The 4,239-nt window shown below is 25.0% G+C and carries 2 protein-coding genes and 1 pseudogene; all 3 read right to left on the bottom strand.

Annotated features, from left to right (window positions below; translation table 11 throughout):
- A pseudogene (locus RT228_RS17910) lies at positions 1-1,382 on the bottom strand (hypothetical protein); the annotation flags it as partial.
- Positions 1,383-1,805: 423 nt separating this feature from the next.
- Positions 1,806-2,912 carry a helix-turn-helix domain-containing protein gene (locus tag RT228_RS17905; RefSeq protein WP_006260366.1) on the bottom strand — a complete coding sequence of 369 codons (1,107 nt, stop codon included), beginning with the start codon at positions 2,910-2,912 and terminating at the stop codon, positions 1,806-1,808.
- Between the two features lie 47 nt (positions 2,913-2,959).
- A complete protein-coding gene (locus RT228_RS17900; protein WP_006260367.1) occupies positions 2,960-3,535 on the bottom strand; it encodes a hypothetical protein in 576 nt (191 codons plus the stop codon).
- Between the last annotated feature and the right edge of the window lie 704 nt (positions 3,536-4,239).

The following is a 4,239-nucleotide window of genomic DNA, read 5'->3' as shown; positions in this document are numbered from 1 at the left end:
TCACCTGTTGTTTGATCATAAACAATCTTAGTAAACCCTCCTTTACTCTCTGTGACATACTTGATATAATCATTGATTGTATTAAAGGTACGACCATCTACTTCTACTGGTTGTTTTACAATTGTTTCAAATTGATTTACAACACTTGATGGAATATCTACAAGTGTAGTGGTTCCGTCTTCACTTGTGTAGGTGTAAGTTCCATCTTGATTGTCCACTAAAGTAGTTATAGTCTCATTCCCCTTAACAATAGTACTGAACTTTGAATTATCAACATTCTCAAACTTCTGAGTTACTTCATTCCACTCTTGGAAAATAACATCACCTGTTGTTTGATCATAAACAATCTTAGTAAACCCTCCTTTACTCTCTGTGATATACTTGATATAATCATTGATTGTATTAAAGGTACGACCATCTACTGTAATAGGTCCTTTAGTAATTATCTCTTCAAAATTATTAATTACGCCCCCAACAACATCAATAGCATAAATTCCTTTAGATAAATTTAAAGGATCAACATTAGAAGGAATAATATCATTATTAGCAATCAAGTATTCTTCTGAAACATAATACTGCTTATTAGCTACAGTAATAATCGCAGTTTTACTCTCATTTGCAGTAATTACTTCTTTAATAGAAACTTCTTTCCTTTCTCCTTCTTTAGTTATATATGTAAGTTTATCACCATCATAATAAACATTTCCTCCTACATACGTTCCATCTAAATAATTTGTGATATGTTCTTGAACAGTTTTATTATTAATAATATCACCAAACTTATTAATAACTGTTTCTTTTATTTTTATACGAACTCCTTCTCCAATAATATTTCCATTGCGATCTACTGAATTTTCATTATAATAAATATAGTCTCCAGTTTTTTCGTCATGTACTATTGTAGTTAATTTCTCTTTGATTTCTTGTTTGATAATTTTGTCTCCATCTTTTACATAGGTATAAAACTTATCTCCTTCATAAATAACATTACCTTCAGTGTTTTTTACAATATTTTTGATGATATTTTTTACCTTATCACCATCCATATTTACAATTTCTTCAAAATTGTTTACTACAATTTGTGGAATATCTTTATCAGCTGTTAAGCGTGACCATTTATCTATATCCCAATAGTAGTAACCTGGAGTAATATCGCCTTGTTTTTTTGTCGCATAGACTAATAAACTTTGTACATTGCCATTTCTAATTGTAACCTTATCCTTTGTGCTTTCCAATGCAACATTAGGAATTAATAAACCACGGTCTTTTGATTCAATTAATAATTCTGCAGATTTATTAGGAGTTGCTGTACCAATTCCTACTTGGGCATTAGTAGCAAAAGTTCCCAATAAAAGTGCAACAGGGAGTAATCTCTTTTTCATATATTTTAATATTGATTATAGATACTTTATGAAATATCCTTTTAAAAAAAACATAGTCAAAACTACTATTACTCAACGTTAAATACGGTATATAATAATCGCAATACGTGACTAACAAAGAGTTGTATCGCATATTTAACACACCTGTTTTTTTATGATACTTTATTAATATTATAAAATTAATTAGTTGAAATCAGATAAAATAGGGCTTAGAGTATATCAAGATATGTAAGTAAAACAAAATCGATAGCACAAAATACCTAAGTAAAAAAGGACATAATAGGTATTATTAAATCGATATAAAATAATTATTATTTAATAATATTTCATTTTGAAACAATTTTATTAGAATTTGAAACAAAATTCAAGTACTATTTTATCAAAAAAACAAAGATTAAACTTCAAACTATTCTAAATTGTAGTTTATTTCTTCAATAACTCTGAAGGAGGAAAACCATAAACATTTACAAAAGACCTATAAAATGTTACTCTTGAGTTAAAACCTGATAGCAAAGCCCATTTCTCTATACTCAATTCCTCATGATTATAATCATGTAAAGTAATAACAGCATATTCAATCCTAATACGATTTATATACTGATTAAAATTAGAGGCCTCACTACTTTTAAAAAAAGAAGATAGTCTAGTCTTAGGAATATTAGTGACCTTAGATAGCCTATTTAAACTTAAATTAGGATCTAAAAATAAACGATTTTCAATCAGTTTTTCATTTAATACTAAACTTATATATTGAAAATCATCTTCTTTATTCTCTTCAGTCACATCTTCCTCTTTTACAGTTTCTACAATTCCCTCTTTTTCCTCATCTATATCAACACATTCATATTCTACTTCCACTACACTAATCTTTAAGTCTATAGTAGAAGGCTGTAAGCTTAGTAGTTTATTAGTATTCTTTACTTTTATATTTAATAGTTTACCTATTAAATAGATACAACTAGAAATAATAAGAATTAAAGTACAACCTAGATAAATAAACAAAGGGTTTACATCAAAACCTCTTTCTTTAAAATCTGGTAACATCATAATAGATTCAAAAAAGAAAACTATGAGAAAAACAACTATAATACTCTCATTTCTTATAAGTACAGAAGTCTGCACAAGAAGATAGTAACATACTAAAACATATAAAACTCCAAGAATAACACTAACAATAGCACTGTAATAATTAAATATCTTTATCTGTTCTATCTCTTCACTTATATAATAGAAATAGCCAATAATATAGATAAATGATAATAAGCTGACAATGTATTGTAAATAAAACAAGTACTTTGATCGATCAAATAGTACATAGAAAAAAATAGGTCCATTAAATAAATTTAATAAAATGGATATACAAAAGAATTCAGCTGTAGAAAGATAATTGTAAAGTAGCCCAACCAAAAAGTTAATAGACAATAAAATGCTAACTTCTACTAATCTTTTTTCATATTGGACAAAGAGTTTAATTCTCTTTATCAAAACAATATAAACAACAGCTATAACAAGGAATATAAAATAAAACATATAATAAATTATTGTAACTAATCTTATTTTTTAATAGATAACCTACATTAAAATACTCTTGTTGAATTATTTTCTTTTTTATACGAAATAAAATAGATTAAAATGCTAATAATAAATACTGTAAAAGCTATAATCTCAATTAAAATTGATGATTTAGCAGCAAATACTTCTAAGTCTTCAATATAATATTTAAGTATAAAGACTTGAGAAACTAAAAAAATTACTTTAAGAGTAAACAAGAAGAAAACAACATTTAATAACTCTCTAAAACCAATAAAAAGATTGAGAATATTAGCTTTATTAATCAAAACAAATAAACTAAAGATTACTGTATAAAATATAAAAACAGTAAATTCTAACCATGGTTGAAAGTTTAAAAAAAAAGTAAAACAAACAAGTGCATTTAATATTAAGAGCATTTTAACTTCATGTCCAAACACATTCTTATTTTTCTTAGCATAAACATTTAGTATAATGAAAAGAGAAATAAAAGGTAAGAAACTAAACTTGCTGTCTTGTTTTATAAGTTTAAATAAACCAATAGATAAAGCAGCTAGTGAATAAACTAAATTTATAAAAATCAAACTAAATCTAGTCTTAAAAAATATAAGTTCGTTTTTCATAAAATCTCTTTTTAATAGCACTACAAAGTATGTGAATTTTACACAAAAAACATTAAGAATAATCGCATTTAATGAATTAAATATTTTATATACACATATTTTTCCTTATAAATATCTTAAAAAAGTAGATTAAAAAAACATTATATATTTAATAGAATAAATCCTTAAAATAAAACCACATTGAAATAAGGAAAAAACTATAAAAGTGTAAATAATGTTAATTTAATTTTTTAACATATCTCTATCTACTTGTAACTACACAATCAGATGATCCTAATAAATTGAAACGTTATAGAATGTACTAAAAGTGACTATATACAACATCTATTAACTAAAAATAATCCATATCAGAAAAAGATCATGTATCAAGTATGATAGTTGTAAAAAATATAATTCATAATAATGATACAAACTTAACTTGAACATTAAATCATACATACTTTTTAATGAGCTTAAATTATACTAACTCTGTAAGAAAAAATAAGTTCAATCTAATTTCTGATCTTATAAAATAGTATTGTATAATCTTTAGGTACTAGTTTAAACAATTCATCATTCTATATCCGAAACTCTTTAAGTTTATAAGTAATTCAAATATGATATCTTTTAATAAAATTGGTTAAACATTTAAAATAAATCTAATATCTAAAATGGATCAACGTTAAAAGTTGGGGAGGAAAGTGTAAAATAATATCTTTGTGCTA

This window comes from Myroides sp. (genome assembly GCF_032073645.1).
Taxonomy (GTDB): domain Bacteria; phylum Bacteroidota; class Bacteroidia; order Flavobacteriales; family Flavobacteriaceae; genus Flavobacterium; species Flavobacterium odoratimimum.
Note: the sequence above shows the minus strand (reverse complement) of the source record. Positions and strands in the feature narration are given on the sequence as shown.

Excerpts from the sequence above, each read along its gene's own strand:
- RT228_RS17905 (WP_006260366.1), bottom strand. The coding sequence starts at position 2,912 with ATGTTTTATTTTATATTCCTTGTTATAGCTGTTGTTTATATTGTTTTG.
- RT228_RS17900 (WP_006260367.1), bottom strand. The coding sequence starts at position 3,535 with ATGAAAAACGAACTTATATTTTTTAAGACTAGATTTAGTTTGATTTTT.